Source organism: Nonomuraea sp. NPDC003707, from assembly GCF_053587055.1.
Genome location: NZ_JBSFNK010000033.1, coordinates 13,816 through 30,361 on the forward strand (window position 1 = coordinate 13,816; position 16,546 = coordinate 30,361).

The 16,546-nt window shown below is 70.9% G+C and carries 16 protein-coding genes; 8 read left to right on the forward strand and 8 right to left on the reverse strand.

The window, feature by feature from the left end; translation table 11 throughout:
- Positions 1 to 85: 85 nt before the first annotated feature.
- The 3 genes from ACWDRB_RS51240 to ACWDRB_RS51250 all read left to right on the forward strand — a co-directional run bounded on the left by ACWDRB_RS51240 (position 86) and on the right by ACWDRB_RS51250 (position 2,923).
- Complete coding sequence (locus tag ACWDRB_RS51240) at positions 86 to 991, forward strand: aminoglycoside phosphotransferase family protein (protein WP_449907718.1); 906 nt, start codon at positions 86 to 88, stop codon at positions 989 to 991.
- A gap of 203 nt (positions 992 to 1,194) precedes the next feature.
- Positions 1,195 to 2,379: a PucR family transcriptional regulator gene (locus tag ACWDRB_RS51245; RefSeq protein ID WP_449907520.1), complete on the forward strand. Its 1,185-nt coding sequence runs from the start codon at positions 1,195 to 1,197 to the stop codon at positions 2,377 to 2,379.
- Positions 2,380 to 2,530: 151 nt separating this feature from the next.
- A complete protein-coding gene (locus ACWDRB_RS51250) occupies positions 2,531 to 2,923 on the forward strand; it encodes a hypothetical protein (protein ID WP_350732479.1) in 393 nt (130 codons plus the stop codon).
- A gap of 113 nt (positions 2,924 to 3,036) precedes the next feature.
- Here ACWDRB_RS51250 and ACWDRB_RS51255 read toward each other — a convergent pair whose 3' ends face one another.
- Positions 3,037 to 4,695: an ADP-ribosyltransferase domain-containing protein gene (locus ACWDRB_RS51255; protein ID WP_449907522.1), complete on the reverse strand. Its 1,659-nt coding sequence runs from the start codon at positions 4,693 to 4,695 to the stop codon at positions 3,037 to 3,039.
- 205 nt (positions 4,696 to 4,900) lie between these two features.
- Between ACWDRB_RS51255 and ACWDRB_RS51260 the strand changes: the two genes are divergently transcribed.
- Positions 4,901 to 5,572 carry a macro domain-containing protein gene (locus ACWDRB_RS51260; RefSeq protein ID WP_397368939.1) on the forward strand — a complete coding sequence of 224 codons (672 nt, stop codon included), beginning with the start codon at positions 4,901 to 4,903 and terminating at the stop codon, positions 5,570 to 5,572.
- 13 nt (positions 5,573 to 5,585) lie between these two features.
- Here ACWDRB_RS51260 and ACWDRB_RS51265 read toward each other — a convergent pair whose 3' ends face one another.
- The 4 genes from ACWDRB_RS51265 to ACWDRB_RS51280 form a co-directional block, all read right to left on the reverse strand.
- Positions 5,586 to 6,371, reverse strand: coding sequence for a MerR family transcriptional regulator (locus ACWDRB_RS51265; protein ID WP_449907525.1), 786 nt, complete (start codon positions 6,369 to 6,371; stop codon positions 5,586 to 5,588).
- A 51-nt stretch (positions 6,372 to 6,422) separates the two neighbouring features.
- The gene (locus ACWDRB_RS51270; protein ID WP_363977352.1) at positions 6,423 to 7,454 is read right to left on the reverse strand and encodes an aldo/keto reductase; all 1,032 of its coding nucleotides are present in this window, start codon (positions 7,452 to 7,454) and stop codon (positions 6,423 to 6,425) included.
- 92 nt (positions 7,455 to 7,546) lie between these two features.
- Positions 7,547 to 8,197 (reverse strand): response regulator transcription factor, encoded by a 651-nt coding sequence (locus tag ACWDRB_RS51275; RefSeq protein ID WP_350732470.1) that lies wholly within the window; start codon positions 8,195 to 8,197, stop codon positions 7,547 to 7,549.
- Complete coding sequence (locus ACWDRB_RS51280; RefSeq protein WP_449907528.1) at positions 8,182 to 9,315, reverse strand: histidine kinase; 1,134 nt, start codon at positions 9,313 to 9,315, stop codon at positions 8,182 to 8,184. Before ACWDRB_RS51280 ends, ACWDRB_RS51275 begins: the two co-directional genes overlap by 16 nt.
- Before the next feature lie 134 nt (positions 9,316 to 9,449).
- On the opposite strand from ACWDRB_RS51280, the gene ACWDRB_RS51285 reads away from it, so the two are divergent.
- Together ACWDRB_RS51285 and ACWDRB_RS51290 are read left to right on the forward strand one after the other, a co-directional pair.
- The gene (locus ACWDRB_RS51285) at positions 9,450 to 10,355 is read left to right on the forward strand and encodes an ABC transporter ATP-binding protein (RefSeq protein ID WP_449907530.1); all 906 of its coding nucleotides are present in this window, start codon (positions 9,450 to 9,452) and stop codon (positions 10,353 to 10,355) included.
- Positions 10,352 to 12,580 carry an alpha/beta fold hydrolase gene (locus ACWDRB_RS51290; protein ID WP_449907532.1) on the forward strand — a complete coding sequence of 743 codons (2,229 nt, stop codon included), beginning with the start codon at positions 10,352 to 10,354 and terminating at the stop codon, positions 12,578 to 12,580. The genes ACWDRB_RS51285 and ACWDRB_RS51290 overlap by 4 nt, the downstream gene beginning before the upstream one ends.
- A 3-nt stretch (positions 12,581 to 12,583) precedes the next feature.
- On the opposite strand, the gene ACWDRB_RS51295 is transcribed toward ACWDRB_RS51290, so the two are convergent.
- Positions 12,584 to 12,724 (reverse strand): hypothetical protein, encoded by a 141-nt coding sequence (locus ACWDRB_RS51295; protein ID WP_449907534.1) that lies wholly within the window; start codon positions 12,722 to 12,724, stop codon positions 12,584 to 12,586.
- A 39-nt stretch (positions 12,725 to 12,763) separates the two neighbouring features.
- Here ACWDRB_RS51295 and ACWDRB_RS51300 point away from each other — a divergent pair, with 39 nt between their 5' ends.
- A complete protein-coding gene (locus tag ACWDRB_RS51300; RefSeq protein WP_363977370.1) occupies positions 12,764 to 13,507 on the forward strand; it encodes a PAS domain S-box protein in 744 nt (247 codons plus the stop codon).
- 40 nt (positions 13,508 to 13,547) lie between these two features.
- Positions 13,548 to 13,949 (forward strand): hypothetical protein, encoded by a 402-nt coding sequence (locus ACWDRB_RS51305; RefSeq protein ID WP_449907536.1) that lies wholly within the window; start codon positions 13,548 to 13,550, stop codon positions 13,947 to 13,949.
- Positions 13,950 to 14,058: 109 nt separating this feature from the next.
- Here the strand turns inward: ACWDRB_RS51305 and ACWDRB_RS51310 are convergent, their stop codons facing one another.
- Positions 14,059 to 15,039, reverse strand: coding sequence for an LLM class flavin-dependent oxidoreductase (locus tag ACWDRB_RS51310; protein ID WP_363977376.1), 981 nt, complete (start codon positions 15,037 to 15,039; stop codon positions 14,059 to 14,061).
- Positions 15,040 to 15,146: 107 nt separating this feature from the next.
- A complete protein-coding gene (locus ACWDRB_RS51315) occupies positions 15,147 to 16,499 on the reverse strand; it encodes a glycoside hydrolase family 6 protein (RefSeq protein ID WP_449907538.1) in 1,353 nt (450 codons plus the stop codon).
- Positions 16,500 to 16,546: the final 47 nt, after the last annotated feature.

Here is a 16,546-nt window from a genome sequence, read left to right on the forward strand (position 1 = left end):
GTTCGTACGACGCATTCGCCCACTCGTGGCGGCCGAAAAACCGTTGCGCGCGAGGGCCGCGACGCGGAACGCTTCCGGCGTGGATATGCACGCCAACCAGCTGACGGTGTCACCGGAGACAGTACGCGCCTTGGTGGATGAACAGTTCCCCAAGTGGCGGAGCCTGCCGATCACCGGCATCGCGGCCCACGGGACGGTCAACGCCATCTTTCGCATCGGCGACCGCTTCGCGGCTCGGTTCCCTCTGCAGGACGGGCACGTCGACTCGATTCGCAGTTGGCTGGAGTCCGAAGCGGAAGCCGCCCGGGAGTTGGCAGGCCGCACGCGGTTTCCCACGCCCGAGCCCGTCGCGCTCGGTGAGCCCGGCGCGGGATACCCCCTCCCGTGGTCGGTGCAGACCTGGCTGCCCGGCGCCGTGGCCACCGATGAGGACCCGGGCGAATCGGTCGCGTTCGCCCACGACCTGGCCGATCTCATCAATGACCTGCGCGCGATCGACACGCGTGGCCGCACGTTCGCCGGCCAAGGCCGGGGAGGCGACCTGCAAGCCCATGACGGGTGGATGGAGACCTGTTTCGAGCAGAGCGAACAACTCCTCGACGTCCCCCGGCTTCGCGGACTGTGGAAGGAGTTTCGGAGTCTGCCGCGCAAGGACGCCGACGTGATGACCCACAGCGATCTCATTCCGGGCAACGTGCTCGTGTCCGCCGGCCGGCTGGCCGGGGTCCTCGACGTCGGCGGCTTCGGACCGGCCGACCCCGCTCTGGATCTTGTGAGTGCCTGGCATCTGCTTGAGGCCGGGCCGCGGCAGGTGCTCCGCCTGGACCTCGGGTGCGACGACCTGGAATGGGAGCGAGGCAAAACGTGGGCCTTCCAGCAGGCGATGGGCGTCGTCTGGTACTACCTCGAGACCAACCCGCCCATGAGCCGGATGGGCCGACGCACTCTGGACCGCATCCTGAGCTCCGGATCCCGCTGGACCGCGGGATAGTCCGTCGTCATGAAACTTTCACCGGCCCTCGGCGGTCCGAAATCCAGGAGTGCTCCTTTCATACCTGACCACACTCCCGTTTCTGCTGGGTGACCGAAAACGCCGGAAAAGCCCACTGATACGAAACCACCCCATCGACGAATATCGCACTGCGCGTTCCAGAAGAGACATGAACGACGGCGACGTCACGGGGAGAATTCGACATGGGGGACCTCTTCGGCATGCTCAAACGCAGGGCCGACGACAACGCGAGGAGAGTGGTGGACGCCTGCGCCGGCGAGATCGCCGGTTTCCAGGCGATCGAGTCCGGATCGCGGGCGTCGATGATGGAGTTCGCGGTCGTCGTACGGCGTCGGACGGCCGAACTGGCCGCCTCCGGCGAGCCGCTGCTGGAAAGCGACCTGGCCTTCATCGAGTCGGTCGGCGAGCAGCGCGGCGCACAGGGCGTGGCACCGGGCTGTCAGCGCGGCGCGCTCGCACTGCATGCCGCCTTCACGCTGCGCGAGATCTCCGAGGCGGCCGGGCCCGGCGATCTGACCGACACGATGCGCATGATCGACTGGCTGGCCGAGCAGGGCACGGCGGCGCAGGCGGTCTACACCCGCGGCTACTTCCGGGGGTACGAGCGGTTCCTGCCGACGGCCTCACGCGTCCACCTGCTGGCCACCATGGTGCTGCACGACGACCCGATGGTCGGCGAGCTGGCCGGGAGCCTCGGAGTGCCGATGACCGAGCACTATCTGGTCACGGTGGTACGGGTGGCCACGGAGCCGCCGGAGCAGTGCCGGGAGGAGGTCGTGGGCACCCTGTTGCAGCGGCACCGGATGCCGTTCGGGTGGCAGGAACCGGACGAGTTCGTGGCGCTGGTGCCCTACCACGGGACGCGACCGGAGCACCGGGCGGCGGCCGAGGGGTCCGGGCTGGCGCTGGCGCGGGCGGTCGCCGAGGTCGTGGGGCGGCCGTGCTCGGTCGGCACCGCCCACGGGCGCCGCCGCGCGCTGGTCCAGGCGGCCGCGCTGGCGCGGAAGGTCAGCCGGGTGGCGCCGATCGAGCGGGTGCCGCGCCGGCCGTACGGGGTGGCCGACGTGTTCGCGGAGCTGGGGGCGGTGGAGACGCCGCAGGTGGACCAGTGGTTGCGGGAGACGGCGCGGCGGCTCGGCGACGGGCCCGACCTGGTGCCCACGCTGGACGCCTACTACCGCAACGACATGAACCGGCTGCGTACGGCCGAGTCGCTGCACATCCACCCGCGCACGCTCGACTATCGGCTGCGGCGGGTGCGGGAGCTGGTGGGGATCGAGCCGGGCTCCACGCACGGCGTCCGGGTGCTGAGCACCACCGTCACCCGGCTGCTGGCCGGCGCGTGGAACGAGCACGGCTTTGTCTGACCGCCATTTTGACATTAGTGATGAACGCCTCCCCGGCGCCATGGCGGAGATTCTCCCGAAGTGACGATGACCGGCGCTCCTGGCTTGGCGAAAGTATCACTGGTAAGGCTCGGCCGGGCCGAAAGGGAAATCCAGCGAAAGGTTCGATCACATGGCAGTACATGCGAGAAGAATGCTCGTCGGCGTGCTGGCCGCGATCACGGCGCTGCTGTTCTCTGTCGCGCTTCACACGGGTTCGGCCGCCGCGGCGCCCGAACGCGGGTTCACCGACCAGTCGACCACGACGCTCAAGGACGCCCAGGGCAAGGACGGCGGGGCCGCGCTGACCGCCACCTACTCATGTTCCCGGAGTGTCCCGATCCCGGCGTACTACATCGACATCGACTGCTCGGTGTTCACCGGGGCGATCAGGATCCTGGTGACCTGCTCCGACGGTTACCAGTTCGCCAGCCCGATCATCTTCGCCGGGAACCGGTTCACCGGACGCGGCACGTGCGGGCCGCCGTGGACCGTACGCTCCGCCAACGCCGAAACGGTGTTCTGACCGGTCCATCCGTTCCCCGAGCCACCCGGGACCACCGGGTGGCTCTCTCATACGTAAAAGCTGAGGGCCCGGCAGGCGGCGCGGCGTGCCGGGCGATCGATGGTCGGAGTCGCTCAGGCCACCAGGTGCTGCTCGGCCAGTTCGGTGAGCGTCACGGTGCACAGGCCGCCGCGCTCCGCCTTGACGTCGGTCACCTTGAGCTGCGTTCCCGGCGCCAGGATGAACTCCTCCTCGCCGGTGAACGCGGAGAAACTGCGAATGCCGACGGCCCGGGCGGGGTGCACCTCGAAGAGGGTGCGCTTGCCGCGGCGGCCGAGGAACGCCTGGGCCACGCCGAGTTCCGACGTGCACGAGGACACGCCCCACCACGTCACGGTCCGGCCGAGCGGGTACTGCGCCCGCAGGTCCAGCGACACCCCGCGCCACAGCGGTTCCTTGCGGGCCGGGAGGCGCGACACGGCCGAGAACAGGAGTCGCAGGTAAGGGAGGTACGGAACGATGCGGGTGCGGTCCGGATTGCGCAGGGTGGCGTTGATCTGCCGGTAGAACGCCGACTCGCAGGTGTAGAGGTAGAGGGCCGCGATCTCGTCGGCGGACAGGCCATCCACAGCACCGGCCGACTGCTTCTCGCCGAACCGGTACGACTGCTCCGTGTGCCAGTCGAGCCCCGACAGCAGCTTGGCCACCGGGGAGACGGCCTCGCGGAAGTCCATGAGCGGGGTGTCGAACACGCCGGTGATCGCCGGCAGGTCCAGGCCCTCGTCCTTGACGCTGGCGAGCCGTTCCAGGTAGAGCTTGTGCAGCTCCATCGTGGACGCGATGAACGCCCCCATCCGGTCGGCGGTGTCCGCGTCCGCCCCGCCGCCGCCCTGCGCCGCGAGCTTGTTCCACCCCTTGCTGGGCAGCCAGTCGATCTCGTCGGCGCCGAGCGCCGCGAGTGCCGCGTTCACGTCGGCGAAGTGGTTCCCGTCGCAGAAGATGTCGCCCTGTGCCGCGGGGTTGGGGTGGTCGATGTGCCGGACCTCGACCTCGGGGTACTTCCTCTGGAGCCGGAGTACGACCTCCTTCAGGCTGCGCGCGTGCGCCCCCCACCACGCGAACACCACGCCCCGGTCCGCCTCGTCGGCGTTCTGCTTGGCCCTGAGGATCTCCTCGACGAGCTTCTCGACGACCGGCCGCCAGAACGCGGTGTGCTGGTCGGTCCCCATGGCCCCGTCGCCGCTGGCGGTGAGTGCCGCGTTCAGCAGCAGCACGCCCTGCGTGAGCATCGCCTGGAACCACTCGGGCGGCTGCACGGTGTCATGCTGCTTCAGCAGCGCGCGGATGTTGGCGATCGGCGTCTTCTTGGGGATCCCGTGCTTCCACATCGCCGCCGCCTTGATGATGCAGCGGATGGTGATGACCTTGCCGAACTGGCTGTCGGCCCAGTCGTGGAAGGTGTTGTCGAACATCGCGATGCCGGTCGCGCTCTCGGCCCGCGGGTACGGGTTCTGGCCGAAGACGACGACCTTCCACTTGTGCGGCGGGTTGGGCTTGAGCGCCTGGAAGGTCAGTTCGCGGACGGGTACGACCTGGGGGCTGCGGTTCGGGCCGATGAAGGTGGCGGCGGCCGGTTGTGCCTCGATGACCGGCTTCAGGAGCGGCAGCCACGGCTCGCCGCCGCCCTTGAAGAGGTCGGCCAAGGCCAGCGGGTCATCCGGACTGTTCGCGTCATCCGGTCCGGGCGACGTGGGGTTGGCGTCAGGTGACGAGGGGGTGTCGGCGTCGCGCATCGATGGGCTCCCGGGTCGGCGAGGCGTGCCGGTGGCGGCACAGGGGACTGAGGTGGAGGCATTGTGCCGCGTGAAGATCCCGAATGTGATGCGTTCGCATACGCGGAGATCATTCACACATCCCAGGCAAGATCCAGTTTTGTCGTTGTGGAGCTGTATGTTCGTGTCCGCTGGAAACGTCCCTCCCCCTCGCCTGGAGTGAGCCATGACCGTCGATCCCGTGCAGCCGCCGCTCAAGGTGGTCCTGGTGGATGTCAACGCGAAGGTGGTGCAAGAGTGGCTGGCCGCGTTCGCCGACACCCCTGAGGTCGAGATCCACAAGGGCTCGATCGTCTCCGAGCAGGCCGACGCCTGGGTCAGCCCGACCAACTCCCGCGGGCGGATGGACGGCGGGGTCGACGCGGTCATCAAGCGGCACCTCGGGGCCGGGATCCAGCTACGCGTCCAGCGGGCGATCCGCGACCGGTTCGACGGGTCGCTGCCGGTGGGCAGTGCCGTGTGCGTGCCGTCCGGGGCGACCAACCCGAAATTCCTGATCTCGACGCCGACGATGGTGCAGTCGGCGCAGGACGTGAGCGAGACGCTGAACGTGGCCATGGCGTGCGCCGCCGCGTTCCAGGCCATCCACATGCAGAACGAGAAGGAGCCGGGCAGCATCACGTCGGTCGCGCTGGTCGGCATGGGCGCGGCGACGGGCCAGGTGCCGCCGAAGGTGTGCGCCAACCTGATGTGGACCGGCTACACGCTGTTCAACGACTACCGCTTCGAGGACTACGACGACCTGCGCAGGACGATCCGCGAGCAGCTCGACGACATCGACAGCCGCCCCGAGGAGCGGGTCCGGATCAAGCCGCCCACCGACAGCCCCCGCGGCTGACGCCGCGGCGAGGTCACTCCCAGACCGCGGACTCGGGGTCGACGCCGTGCACCTTCGCGTTCGCGAAGATCACGTCGCGCAGCCAGGCGGCCAGACCCGGTGCGACCGCCTCGAAGTGCGCCGCGAACCCGGGATCGGCGGCGTACATCCGCCCTATGCACGCCTGCATCGAGTGCGTGCAGTCGAAGTACGTCGAGATCAGCGCGCGGTGGCGCTCGGCCAAGGCGTCGGCGTCGTCGGAGCCGGGCACGACGCCGGCGCGCATCGCGGCGGCGAGGTCGGCGTTCAGAGCTTCGGTCGTGGCCGCGATGCCCTTCCAGTCCTCCGGTGTCATCGCGGCGGCCCGCTCGGCGTACTGTGCCCACTGCACGGTGTCACCCCAGCGGTCCTCCGCCTCCTCGACCCAGGCGGGCTGCCAGTCGTCGCCGAAGATCTCCACCTGCTGCTCCGGGGTCAACCGGATCCCCTTCTTCGACGCCTCCAGCATGCGGTCGACCGCGCTGACCATCTTCTGCAGCCGGGAGATGCGCTCCACGAGCTCTGACCGCTGCCGGCGCAGGTGGTCGCGCGCGTCGACGTCCGGGTCGTCGAGGACCCGGCCGATCTCGGCGAGCGGGAATCCCAGCTCCCGGTAGACGAGGACTCGGTGGATCCGGGCGACGTCGTCGTCGGAGTAAACCCGGTATCCGGCCCAGGTGCGCCCGCTCGGGCGTACGAGGCCGATCGTGTCCCAGTGGTGCAGCGTCTTCACGCTGACCCCGACGAGCGCGGCCGCCCGGCCAACGGTGAGGATGGCCATCAGCTCAGTATCGCTCACCCCGCCTGGGCCTCGACGCGCGCCGGCACCGGATCAGGGCCGGCGCCGTGCCGCGGGCAGGAGCGCCGGGCTGACCCATCCGTTGTCGGCGGGGTTGATGGTCACCCCGGGCGCCACGATCTCGTCGATGCGGTCCAGCACGTCGTCGGGCAGCTCGATGTCGGCGGCCGGCAGCTGGGACTCGAGGTGCTCCATCGTCCGGGGACCGATGATCGCCGAGGTGATGGCGGGGTGGCGCAGGACGAACGCGATCGCCAGCTCCACCAGCGTCATCCCCGCCTTGTCGGCCAGCTCGGCGAGCTGTTCGGCGGCCTGCAGCTTGCGCTGGTTCTCCGGCAGCGACAGGTCGAACCGGTTGGCCAGGCGCCGGCGAGCTGCGGAGAACGGCGCCTCCGCGTCCGCGCCCGCGCGGTAGCGGCCGGTGAGCCAGCCGCCGGCCAGCGGGCTGTACGAAAGCACGCCCATGCCGTAGCGCGCGAGCGTCGGCAGCGTGTCGGCCTCGATCCCGCGGGTGAGGATCGAGTACGGCGGCTGCTCGCACACGAACCGCTCACGGCCGCGCTCGCGTGCGGTCCACTGGGCCTCCACGATCGCCGAGACCGGCCAGGTCGAGTGGCCGACGTAGCGGACCTTGCCGGCCCGGACCAGGTCGGTGAGCGCGCCGAGGGTCTCGTCGATGTCCGTCTCGGTGTCGTACCGGTGGATCTGGTACAGGTCGATCCAGTCGGTGCCCAGCCGCCGCAGCGAGTTCTCGACCTCGCGGACGATCCAGCGGCGGGAGTTGCCGCGCTGGTTGGGGTCCTCCCCCATGGGCATGTGGGCCTTGCTCGCGAGCACGACGTCGTCGCGCCGGCCGCCGGCGAGGGCCTTGCCCACGATGATCTCGGACTCGCCGTCGGAGTAGATGTCGGCGGTGTCGATGAAGTTGATCCCGGCATCCAGGGCACGGTGGATGATCCGGATGCTCTCGTCGTGATCCTTGGTGCCCCAGTCGCCGAACATCATGGCCCCGAGGCACAGCTTGCTGACCGAGACGCCGGTGCGTCCCAGACGTCGGTACTCCATGAATGGCTCCTTTCCGGTCGTCGACACTCACTGTGCCGTCGCCGGACGCCGCATGGGAGGGCGAGCTGTTCCGGGGTGTGGCAGGGCCCCCATTACGTCACATGCTGCAGGTAGGTGAGGACCGCCATCACCCGGCGGTTGTGGTCGTCGTCCGGCGGGAGGCCCAGCTTGGCGAAGATGTTGTTCGTGTGCTTGCCGACCGCCTTGTCCGTGACCTGGAAACGGGCGGCGATCGCGAGGTTGGACAGGCCCTCCGCCATCAGCGCCAGCACCTCCCGCTCCCGTGGCGTGAGCCCGCCCAGCGGCTCGTCCCGGCTGCGGCGGGTCAGCAGCTGCGAGACCACCTCGGGGTCCATGACGGTGCCGCCCGCGGCGACCTGGCGTACCGCGTCCACGAACCGGTCGACGTCGCCGACCCGGTCCTTGAGCAGGTAGCCCACGCCGCCGGACCGGTCGGAGAGCAGCTCGCGGGCGTACAGCTGCTCCACGTACTGGGAGAGGATCAGCACCGGCAGCCCCGGCACCAGGCGGCGGGCCTCCAGCGCGGTGCGCAGCCCCTCGTCGGAGTAGCCGGGCGGCAGCCGTACGTCGACCACGGCCACGTCCGGGCGGCCGCGGGTCAGCGCGTCCAGCAGCATCGGGCCGTTGTCGACCGCCGCGGCGACCTCGAAGCCGTTCGCCGTCAGCAGGCGGATCAGGCCGTCGCGGAGGAGGGCGAGGTCTTCGGCTATGACAACGCGCACGGGAGCTCCATGGTGAGTTCGGTCGGGCCGCCGGACGGGCTGCGCAGGACGAGCCGGCCGTCGAAGGCGGACAGGCGTCTGTCGATGCCGCGCAGGCCGGTGCCGGCGGCCCGGTCGGCCCCGCCGCGCCCGTCGTCGCGTACCACCACGCGGAGCAGGCCGCCCGTGTGGGACACCCGCAGCCACGCACGGGACGCGCCGCTGTGCTTGGCCACGTTGGTCAGCGCCTCGGCGGTGGCGAAGTAGACCGCGGACTCGACCGGCGCCTCCAGGCGGCCCGGCAGGTCGATCTCGACCTCGACCGGCACCGGACACAGCAGCGCGGCGGCCTCGACCGCGCCGGCCAGGCCGCGGTCGGCCAGCACCGGAGGGTGGACGCCGCGCACCAGGTCGCGCAGGTCGGTCAGGGCCTGGCCGGCGACCTCCCGGGCCTCGTCGATCATCATCCGGACCTGGGCCGGATCGCGGAGGTCGCGGGCCAGCCCCAGGTTCATCCGGATCGCGATCAGCTTGGCCTGCGCGCCGTCGTGCAGGTCGCGTTCGATCCGGCGCAGCTCGGCCGCCTGCGCGTCGACCACCACGGCCCGCGACTCGGTCAGCTGCCTGATCCGCGCGGCCGGGGTCGCCTCCGGGAGGAGCAGCAGCGCCGACAGCCGCGCCTGTCCGGTTATGAGCAGGGGCAGGGCCATCAGGATGACGGCCGCGATGGCCGCGATGGAGACGCTGAGGGAGAACGTGTTCAGCGTGCTCGTCTCGATCACGCGTACCCGGAAGAACATGTAGTCGAAGGCGGCCAGCAGCCCCCAGACGACGAGCGCGGGGACCGGCCACGTGACGGCGTGCACGGCCAGCCAGGACAGCTCCCGCCAGGTGCCGTCCTCGTGCGGAGCGGGCCGCGGACCCGGGTCGAGCACGCGTCCCGCCCAGGCCCGCTGCACCCCGGCCAGGGACCGGACGAGCGCGAGCACGCGGCGCAGCAACGGCACGCCGAGCCCGGCCACCGGGACCAGCACGACGCTCACCAGCAGCATGCCGATCAGCGCCGGCGCGGCCACGCCCGTGGCGGCGTTCAGCAACAGCCCGCCACCGGCGGCGAACGCTCGGCGGATCCCGGTCACGCCTGCAGTCTGCCCGACGCGCGGCGCGCGGGCGGTAGGCCCAGACCTACCTCCGTGGTGGGCGCACCCCCATCGAGATCCGCCCGCCGGACCGGCAGGCTGGCGGCCGTCAGCCGGACGACCGGGGGGAGACCATGATCGAAGTGAGCGGACTGACCATGAGATACGGGGACAAGGTCGCCGTCGACGACCTGACGTTCACCGTGAAACCGGGGCTGGTGACCGGCTTCCTCGGCCCGAACGGCGCGGGCAAGTCCACCACCATGCGCGCCGTCCTCGGCCTGGAGGTCCCCACCGCCGGCAAGGCGCTGGTGAACGGCCACCCGTACGCGTCGCTGCGCCGGCCGATGCGCTCGATGGGGGCGCTGCTCGACGCCGGGGCGGTGCACGGGGGCCGCAGCGCGTACGCGCACCTCGCCTGCCTGGCCCGCAGCAACGGCATCGGCCGCCGCCGGGTGAGCACCGTCCTCGACCAGGTCGGCCTGAACGCCGTCGCCGGCAAGCGGATCAGCGGCTTCTCGCTCGGCATGCGGCAGCGCCTGGGGATAGGCGCGGCGCTCCTCGGGGACCCTGGAGTGCTGATGCTCGACGAGCCGCTGAACGGGCTGGACCCGGAGGGCATCCGCTGGCTCCGCGACCTGCTGCGCTCCCTGGCGGCCGAGGGCCGCACCGTGCTGCTGTCCAGCCACCTGATGAACGAGATGGCGCTCACCGCCGACCACGTCGTCGTCATCGGGCGGGGACGGCTGATCGCCGACACCGACATGGAGGCCCTGGCCGGGCACTTCCAGCGCGACGTGCTGGTGCGTACGCCGCACCCGGAGCGGCTCGCCGGCGTCCTGCGAGCGGACGGGGCAGCGGTGACCTTCGAGGACGACGGCGCCCTGTCGGTGAACGACCTGGACGCGGCCCGGATCGGCGTGCTCGCGCTCTCCGAGGGGATCGCGCTCGCGGAGCTGTCGCCGCGTGGCGCGTCCCTGGAGGAGGCGTTCGTGCGGCTCACCGAGGACAGCGCCGAGTACAGGGCGGGTGGCCGATGATCGACGTGATCGCCTCGGAGTGGCAGAAGCTCCGGTCCCTCCGCTCGAACCTCTACCTGCTCGCCTGCTCGGTGGCGGCCGTCCTGGCCTGCGCCGGGGTGGCGTTCATGATCGGGCGCGGGTTCGACAACCTGTCGCTCCATGAGCGGATGGCCTTCACCGGCAATGGGGACGGCCTCGGCAACGGGATCGCGGTCGCCTATTTCGTGTTCGCGACGCTGGGCGCCCTCGCGATCACCTCGGAGTACAGCACCGGGATGATCCAGACGAGCCTGGTGGCCGTGCCGCGCCGGCAGGCGCTGCTGCTGGCCAAGGTCCCGGGGCTGGCCGCGGTCGCGCTGGTGGCGGGGCAGGTCCTGGCGTTCGGCATGCACGCGGGGGCCATGATGGTGCTCGGCGACCGGGCCGGGCAGCTGCTCCGCGACGGGCAGACGCTGGGCACGCCGCTGTCGGAGCCGGGCGTGCTCGCCTCGGTGGTGCTCGCCGGGCTGTCGATGGCGGCGGTCGCGCTGATCGGGCTCGGCGTCGGGGCGGCCGTCCGCTCCACCCCCGGCGCCCTGGTCGCGCTGATCGTGATCATCGTGGTGCTGCCGGTGGTGGCCAGGACGCTGCCCATGCCGCTGCGCGCCCAGGCCGCGTCGTTCATGATCGAGAACCTGCCGCTCCAGATCGCGGGGGTCGGCGGCGGGATCCTGCCGCCTGCCGCGGCGGCGGGACTGCTGGTCGCTTACGTGGTCGCCGCGCTGACGGCGGGCGCGGTGACCATCGCGTTGAAGGGGCGCAGGATCAAGGCACTGGTGGTGGGAACGGCCGCCGCCGTCCTGGTGTCGGCGGTTCCCGCCGCCGCGGCCGGTTCGCCGGGTTCCGGCCCGTCGTCACTGGCCTGGGCAGCCTGCAAGGACAGCACCAAGGACATGCGGTGCGCCTCGATCGAGGTGCCGGTGGACTGGGCCAGGCCGTCCGGGCGGAAGATCCGGCTGACCGTCGGCATGCTGCCCGCGACCGGGGCCGAACGCCGGATCGGCACGGTGTTCGCGATCCCCGGCGGCCCCGGCGGCTCGGGCGTCAAGGACCTGAGCACTGCCGCGGGCAGCTTCGCCGAGCTGCGGGACCGTTTCGACGTGGTCAGCGTCGAGCCCCGCAACACCATCGACAAGGGCGTGCTGCCGTACGACTGCCTCGCCTCCGGCCCGTGGATCACCTGGCCCGAGACCCGCGCCGAGTACGCCGATCTGGGCAGGCGCAACCGGGCGGCGGCTGAGCGGTGCCGCGCCGCCGATCCCGAGTTCTTCGACCACATGGATTCGGCCTCCGTGGCGCGGGACATGGAGGCGATCCGCGTCGCGCTGGGCGAGGAGAAGCTGAGCTTCATCGCCAACTCCTACGGCGGCGTCCCCGCGATCGCCTACTCCCGGCTGTTCCCCGGCCGGGTGCGCGCGATGGTGTTCGACGGCCCGGCGAACCCCTATGAGGACCGCGCGCAGGGCAGGCTCCCACATGAGGAATCCTTCGCCCGCTTCGCGGCCTGGTGCGCGGCGACCACCGCCTGCGCGCTGCATGGCCAGGACGTCGGCGAGGTCTGGCGGGCGCTGGTGACGCGGGCCGACCGCTCCCCTGTGCCGGTCAGGGGAGAGCGGACCGCCTACAGCGGGTTCGACATCAAGGAGGCCGCCGCCCCCAGCGTCATCTCGCCGGGTCCGAAGCCCGAGTACTCCCGGTGGAAGGAGCTCGCCGAAGCGATCAAGCGGGCCGCCGCCGGTGACGCCTCAGGGTTCGCCGACTATGTCCGGCAGAGCACGAAAAGCCGGAAGGTCCCCTCGTACACCGGGGTGAACATGACCCACTGCCTCGACGGCATGGGATTCCGCGACTACGAGGAGTACCGGAAGAAGCGCCGCTTGGGTGAGCGCCTGCTGCCGAACCTCGCCGGGACCGAGCTCTGGCACCCGCTCTCGTGCGTCGGCTGGCCGGCCCCCGTCACCAACCCGCCCGCGCCGCTGCCTGCCGAGGGGTTGCCGCCCTACCTGGGCGTCGGCTCCTGGACGGACTTCGACGGGGCCGCGGACATCGTACGGCGGGTGCCCGGCTCGGCCGCGGTCCGCTACGAGGGGAACGGCCACGGCCTGTACAACAGCGGCGATTCCTGCATCATCGCCCACGTCAACCGCTATCTGACCAGCCTGCGCCTCCCCGCGCGGGGCACCGTCTGCCGGCCCCCGGCATGAGCCTCAGAGCAGGCCCAGCTCGCCGAGGGGTTTGCGCCAGTAGTCCTCGTCGAGGGACCTGCTCTGGAGGAGGGCCTCGGTGTCGTCGTGGGTGCGGCCGAGGTCGGCGGTGACGGTGCCTGCGCTTCGGCTCTCGGCTGACAATCCCCCGAAACATTAACCGGCTGCATTAGTCTTGCCACCGTGAGTAACAGAGTCCTCCGGCGGATCGGGCGGCGCGGCGCGTCCCTGGCGTTCGTCGGCCTGTTATCTCTGGCCATCGCCGCCTCGCTGGCCTTCGCGCCGGCGAGCCAGCGTGCCACCCCCTCCTATGCCGTGCTGGCCTCCATCGCGCCGCTTGACGTCTGGGCGGTGCTCTGGCTCGCCACCGGCGTGCTGTGCCTGGTGCAGATGTTCCTGCGCTCCGACCGGATGGCCTTCGCCGCCGCCACCGCGCTGGTCCTCCTGTACGGCCTGGTGTTCCTGGCCTCGACGTTCACCGGAGACAATCCGCGAGGCTGGGTCGGGGGTGCGGTGTGGCTGGCGTTCGGCGGCTGGATCACGCTGATCGCGACCTGGCCGGAGGCCGTCACGCTCGACCGGCTCCCGGGCTCCGGCTCGGCGGTGATCGTCGCCAACGCCGCCGGGATCATCCAGTCCTGGAATCCGCAGGCCGCCACCATGTTCGGCTGGAGCACCGACGAGGCGGTCGGGCGGCCGTTGACGATGCTCATGCCGGCGCGTTTCCGCGACAGGCACGACATGGGGCTGACCAAGGTCCGCGTCAACGGCCACTCCGAGCTGGCCGGTCGGATCATTCCGCTGGTCGGCCTGCGCCGCGACGGCACGGAGTTCGCCATCGCGCTGACCGTCAACGCCTGGCACAGCGACGACGGGATCACGTACACCGGCGTGATACGCCCAGTGGAAGGAGGCCACGCTGACTGACATCCTCATCCAGGTCGCCGTCGGGATCGTCCCGCTCGGCGTGGCGTATCTGGCCTTCCGCTCCGCCACCGACGCCAACAAGAAGACCCAGCAGACCGCCATCCTCCAGGCCGAGCGCCAAGCCGAGTTAGAACGCTCCAAGGTGGATGCCGAGGCCTTCCTCAGAGCGAAGACGATCTACGAGGACGCGCTCAGCCAGATGGAGAAACAGCTGAGCAGGGTGCAGAATCAAGCCTCCCAGCTCGGCACCGACCTGATCGGCGAGCAGAGCACGACCACGGCGATGCGCGACCAGATCGGCCAGCTCCAGGCCCAGATCCGCGCGCTCGAACGCACCGTCGTCGCCCTGCGCGCCCAGCTCATCGCCGCGGGGATGGCTCCCGTGCCCACGTCCGAGGCCACCGGCCCCTACTTGCGCAGACGCCTGCTCGGCGAAGGATAGAAGTCCGGCCCTCGGCGCTGACCGCCGACCATCTCAGGGCCGAACGATCGGGCTCCCCCCGCCCGCTTCCACCGCCACGCCCGCCCGCTTCCTCCGCCGCCCCTGTTGATCAGAGCCCGTGTGCCTCGGCCAGCAGTTCCGCCGAGCGCAGCCAGACCTTCCTGTCGGCGGCCGAGAAGGCGACGATCAGCTCATCGGCGTCGGCGAGCTTGGCGAACCGGTCGACATACTCCTTGACCTCCGCCGCGTCCCCGACCGCCGAATACTTGGCCATCTGCACGATCTGCTGCCCGGCCGGCGACCCGAGGATCATGTCCGCCTCCTCGGTCGTGAACGTGCGCCCCCGCCCCAGGAACCTGCTCACCCTCAGCCGCTTCGAGGCCAGGAACTCCTCCTGCGCCTCCTCCGACGTGTCCGCCGCGATCACGTTGAGCGCGGCGATGACATGGGGCCGGTCGAGCTGCGCCGACGGCTGGAAGTCACGCCGGTAGAGCGCCACGGCCTCCTCCAGGGCGGCCGGGGCGAAGTGCGAGGCGAACGCGTACGGGAGCCCCAGCGCGGCGGCGAGCTGGGCCCCGAACAGCGACGAGCCGAGGACGTAGAGCGGGACGTTCGTGCCCTTGCCCGGCGTGGCGTCCACGCCCGGGATCCGGGACTCACCCGACAGGTAACCCTGCAACTCCAGGACGTCCTGCGGGAACGTGTCGGCGGCCGACGGCGTGCGGCGCAGGGCTCGCATGGTCTGCTGGTCGCTGCCCGGCGCGCGGCCGAGGCCCAGGTCGATGCGTCCCGGATGCAGGGTTTCGAGGGTGCCGAACTGTTCGGCGATGGTCAGCGGGGCGTGGTTCGGGAGCATGACGCCGCCCGCCCCGAGGCGGATCGTCCGGGTGTGGGCGGCGACGTGGGCGATGAGCACGCTGGTCGCCGAGGAGGCGATGCTGGCCATGTTGTGGTGCTCGGCGTACCAGATCCGCCGGTAGCCCAGGTCCTCGGCCCGCTGGGCCAGGGCCACGCTGGCGGCGAAGCTGTCCGCCGCCGTCTCGCCCTCGCCGATGATCGCCAGATCAAGGATGGACAGCGGCAGAGTCATGAGTACGCGCCTTTCGCAGAGCGGTTCGACCTGGCTGTGGACAACAGCCGCGAAGGCGCCGTTATTTCACCGATGGGCCCCTGGCGGGCACAGGGGCCCATCGAGTCTCATGAGGCCGTACAGGTCACCGGTGACGGGACGCCGTTCTGCCCGTTCCAGTTGGCGACGAAGCCGAACGTGGTGCTCGCTCCGGCCCCGAGGGCGCCGTTCCAGTTGAGGTTCGTCACGGTGACGGTGCCGCTGCCCGAGAGGTTGCCGTTCCAGAGCTGCGTGATCGTCTGCCCGTTCGGGAACGTCCAGCCGACCTTCCAGCCGGCGATGGCGGCCGAGCCCGTGTTCTTCACGGTGACCTCACCCTGGAAGCTGCCCTGCCACTGGCTCGTCACCTTGTACGTCGCCGCGCAGCCCGCGGGGCCGGTGGTCGGCGTCACGGTCGGCGTCACGGTGGGGGTGACCGTGGGCGTCACGGTCGGGGTGACGGTCGGGCCGACGGTGGGCGGCGGGGCGGCGACGGCCAGGTCGTAGGCCCGCTGCGGCACGAACTGTCCCGCGCTCGCGATGCACCCGTCCGCCTCGCCGGGCGGCTTGACCCAGAGGTAGGCGTCGACGGCCGAGTCACCCGTGTTCGTGGTGCTCCAGATGCCGGTGGCGCGGCCCGCCGGGTCGCACCACTCGCTGCCCTGCGGCCCGTTGCCGTTGCGGCTGGTGTCGACGACCGCCTTCAGCCTGGACACGCCGGTCGCCGCGATGATGCTTTTCGCGTACGACACCAGGCCCGAGGTGGCGCGGTAGTTGGAGGTGTTGACGGCGATGCCGTCGGCGCTGTTGGCCACGTCCGCGCCGGTCAGCCTGGACGCGGCCTCCGAGGCGGACAGCCAGGCATCGTGTCCGATGTCGAAATAGACCTTGACCTGCGACGACGTCCCCTTGAACTTCTTCCCGGCGTACGCCATGGACGCCTTGACCTCGGCCTGCTGCGAGGCGTTCATGCAGTTCGTCATGATCGCCAGCGCGTCCGGCTCCAGCACGATCGTGGCGGGCCGGCCGCCGAGACCGGCCGCGATCTGGTCGATCCAGGCCCGGTACGACGCGTGGTCCGGCGCGCCGCCCGCGCTCGCGCCGCCGCAGTCGCGGTTCGGCATGTCGTACACGACCATGATCGGGATCTTGCCCGCCGAGGCGGCGGCGCCGACGTACGCGTCGACCTGGCTGCGCACGGTGGCGGGGTTGTACGTGGCGAACCACCGGCCCTGGGGCACGGCGGCGATCCGGTCCCTGATCACCTGGGTGCGGCTGTCGTTGGGGTTCGCGGCGACCCATTTGGCCGCGTTCGTCTGCGGATCCACGTAGAAAGCGGAGTCGGCGGCCTCGGCGGTGGACGAGGACAGGACGATCGCACCCGCCGCGGCCATGGCGGCCGCCGAGAGGAGCACCGCCAGGACGGGCCTTCTGCGAGACATGAAATTCACTCCGTCCGTCATGTGGGAGCGCTCCCACCAGCTCCCCG

Coding starts and splice junctions, on each gene's coding strand:
- ACWDRB_RS51285 (WP_449907530.1), top strand. CDS start 9,450: ATGATCGAAGTGAGCGGACTGACCATGAGATACGGGGACAAGGTCGCC.
- ACWDRB_RS51270 (WP_363977352.1), bottom strand. CDS start 7,454: ATGGAGTACCGACGTCTGGGACGCACCGGCGTCTCGGTCAGCAAGCTG.
- ACWDRB_RS51255 (WP_449907522.1), bottom strand. CDS start 4,695: ATGCGCGACGCCGACACCCCCTCGTCACCTGACGCCAACCCCACGTCG.
- ACWDRB_RS51240 (WP_449907718.1), top strand. CDS start 86: ATGCACGCCAACCAGCTGACGGTGTCACCGGAGACAGTACGCGCCTTG.
- ACWDRB_RS51260 (WP_397368939.1), top strand. CDS start 4,901: ATGACCGTCGATCCCGTGCAGCCGCCGCTCAAGGTGGTCCTGGTGGAT.
- ACWDRB_RS51250 (WP_350732479.1), top strand. CDS start 2,531: ATGGCAGTACATGCGAGAAGAATGCTCGTCGGCGTGCTGGCCGCGATC.
- ACWDRB_RS51315 (WP_449907538.1), bottom strand. CDS start 16,499: ATGTCTCGCAGAAGGCCCGTCCTGGCGGTGCTCCTCTCGGCGGCCGCC.
- ACWDRB_RS51245 (WP_449907520.1), top strand. CDS start 1,195: ATGGGGGACCTCTTCGGCATGCTCAAACGCAGGGCCGACGACAACGCG.
- ACWDRB_RS51310 (WP_363977376.1), bottom strand. CDS start 15,039: ATGACTCTGCCGCTGTCCATCCTTGATCTGGCGATCATCGGCGAGGGC.
- ACWDRB_RS51265 (WP_449907525.1), bottom strand. CDS start 6,371: ATGGCCATCCTCACCGTTGGCCGGGCGGCCGCGCTCGTCGGGGTCAGC.
- ACWDRB_RS51290 (WP_449907532.1), top strand. CDS start 10,352: ATGATCGACGTGATCGCCTCGGAGTGGCAGAAGCTCCGGTCCCTCCGC.